Origin of the sequence: Actinoplanes sp. NPDC051633 (genome assembly GCF_040681735.1) — a bacterium.
Taxonomy (GTDB): Bacteria; Actinomycetota; Actinomycetes; order Mycobacteriales; family Micromonosporaceae; genus Actinoplanes.
Genome location: NZ_JBFAZH010001157.1, coordinates 1 through 2,425, shown reverse-complemented (window position 1 = coordinate 2,425; position 2,425 = coordinate 1). Strand labels below are relative to the sequence as shown.

6 protein-coding genes are annotated in these 2,425 nt (G+C 29.4%); all 6 read right to left on the bottom strand.

Annotation, left to right across the window (positions count from 1 at the left end):
- Positions 1 to 29: 29 nt before the first annotated feature.
- Positions 30 to 413 (bottom strand): DUF4355 domain-containing protein, encoded by a 384-nt coding sequence (locus AB0M20_RS38375; RefSeq protein ID WP_002456549.1) that lies wholly within the window; start codon positions 411 to 413, stop codon positions 30 to 32.
- Entirely contained in the window at positions 410 to 577 is a 168-nt protein-coding gene (locus AB0M20_RS38370; RefSeq protein ID WP_002456550.1) for a hypothetical protein, read from the bottom strand. The genes AB0M20_RS38375 and AB0M20_RS38370 overlap by 4 nt, the downstream gene beginning before the upstream one ends.
- Before the next feature lie 160 nt (positions 578 to 737).
- Positions 738 to 932: a hypothetical protein gene (locus AB0M20_RS38365; protein WP_002456551.1), complete on the bottom strand. Its 195-nt coding sequence runs from the start codon at positions 930 to 932 to the stop codon at positions 738 to 740.
- 1 nt (position 933) lies between these two features.
- A complete protein-coding gene (locus AB0M20_RS38360) occupies positions 934 to 1,287 on the bottom strand; it encodes a polymorphic toxin type 50 domain-containing protein (RefSeq protein ID WP_002456552.1) in 354 nt (117 codons plus the stop codon).
- Between the two features lie 42 nt (positions 1,288 to 1,329).
- Entirely contained in the window at positions 1,330 to 1,977 is a 648-nt protein-coding gene (locus AB0M20_RS38355; RefSeq protein WP_002456553.1) for a minor capsid protein, read from the bottom strand.
- A gap of 263 nt (positions 1,978 to 2,240) precedes the next feature.
- Positions 2,241 to 2,363, bottom strand: coding sequence for a hypothetical protein (locus tag AB0M20_RS38350; protein WP_364305817.1), 123 nt, complete (start codon positions 2,361 to 2,363; stop codon positions 2,241 to 2,243).
- Positions 2,364 to 2,425 lie beyond the last annotated feature (62 nt).

The window sequence follows — 2,425 nt, the reverse complement described above, 5'->3', positions numbered from 1 at the left end:
GTTAAAAATTGAGAATTTAGTACATTTGTTTATAGACATTTTCTCCCTGAAACAAGATAATCTGATTCTTCATCTTTTGTCATTTTATTTGATTGAGTGCATACTGGTGAGTCTTGTCTTAATGCTTTTTCAACATTTGATTTTACCATTTGATTAAGTAAGTTAGTAAATGATTCAACATTTTTCCTTGTTTTTTCAGCATCAGTATTTACTAATATATTAACAATTTGATCATCGAAGTTTTCTAAACCTGACTCATTAAGCATTGAACGAGTCTCATTCTTCATTTGAGATAAAGCTTTTTCTGCTTTTAGTTCTTCATTTTCTTTTAACAGCTTTTCCAACTCATATTGATTCTTTTGGTCTTTATTCATCTTGGCTAGTTTTTCAGCTTCTTGAATTGCATCTTTCATACGTTATTCAGATTTCTTTTTTTTCTAGCTAAACGATCCTTAATCATTTGAGATACTTCTTCTTGAGAGAATGTTTTCTCTTTTTGTTGCGTTTGTTCATAAGTTGTTTCTAAATTATCATTGTGTTTCGTTTCTTCAGTAATATTACTTTGATTGTTCTCCATGAGATATACCTCCGTTTATAGTCTGTCGACTGCGTATTCCATACTTGCTTTTATAACGTCATCAGCACGTTTTGGACATAAAAAATAACCTTCCGTAGAAGGTTAAAAAAGCTTATAAAAATAGCACCACTTTCTATTTATCTATGCAGAAAGGATGCTACTAAGATATTAATTTTATACTTTTTATTTCCGATTCATCAATTGAATATATTCCTAAATCTGTCTCTAAATCCAGGGAATAGTTTCCAGTATCACTTTCTAATGGGTTTTCATAATCAAACACAAAACCTTTAAACTTTTCATTATTTTTAAGTGTGACAATAACATTTTTACGATAAGCATCTTTAATTAACATTTTATTTCTCCTTACTTATAAAAGGTATTATATGAGAGTCTGTTTTTGAATAATGCACTTTACCAAATGTAGTCTCAATATATTTTCCATCTATAAATGCTTTTCCTATAATCCTCTCAAAATTTATTACTTTTTTATGGTTAAAACCGTTTTTATTTATTAAGATTTTACCAGAAGTTGAGTACTGTTGTACTAATCTATTTAATTCATTGATAGATAACGTAGTATAACTTGGTAATCTTTCATTATTTTTTAATGCAAAATTTTTATTTTTCAAATATAAACTATGATTTAAGGAATGTCTATTTTGTTTTTCAGGATTTATATCTAATTTTATTTTACCACTACGTATCACATCAGGAATTTCTTTTTTGCTTTTTCTTGTATTTTTTTCTTTTTATGATTCTTTATTCTCTGTCTGATACTTACCTTTACGCTCAGTAAAGAATCTATCTCGCCAATTGCCCACATGTGTTACTGTAGTACTTCTACACCAAGGGTGCATAGGTGGAGCATTAACTCCAGGCATCATATCTTTAACTTTAAATACTTTGCCATTTAAAGAGTGACATATTTTAGATGTTTTCTTGTCGATTTTGGCCACGTATTTATATTCGCCATCTTCACCTAAATCTTTAAGATAAGTTAACTTCTGTGATTCAGCCTGCACACATGCTGATTCAGTAACTAACAATCTACTTGCATTATATGTTGTGGTATTTGTTTGCTTTTTAAACTTAGCTACGTACTCATTAGGATGTCTCCCTCTAAGTAATACATTACTCGTTGTTTTTTCTACTTCTTTTTGAACTACAGCCATATCTTGACATAATCTTGTAGACCAGTTCACACCTTTAAAGTTACTGTTAACAACCGCTTTTACTTCAGTGTCATCAATTTTCACATGTTCACCAAGTATATGTGCTTGTCTTTCAACTTCTCTATCAACCAACTTATTTTCTATTTCATCATGAATGTCTAAAGCGGAGTCTTTGACTATCAAATCTAATTGCTGCTTTAATAGCTTTTCTCTAGATACTTTCATAGACAAATTATAAAGTTTAAGTGCTTTGTTTGCCTCATCACAAGATTTCTTCAGTACATTTCACTAAATTGAATCATTGATGGCTTGTTGATTTATTTAAGTTTTGTCGATAAAAAGTACATTAAGATTACATTTTAATGCATTCGACCAAATACTTTACTCATTATAAAATGATTAACAAAATATAGCTGTAAAAAAAGAAGCTAAGGCAAAATGCCTTAACTCCTTACCCCTATTAGGTTTCCCCTGAAATTGTTTAGCGCTTAGTATTGCTTAATATACTGTTCTCTTTCCCATTCGGATACTTGAGTTCTATAGTAATCCCATTCAATCGATTTTGAGTTAATAAATTGATTGTAAATATGATTACCTAATGCGTTTTTAATTGATTTACTTAGAATTTAAGCCGACTGATGAAGGGTATTTAAAACTTTATAAAACATGGTTT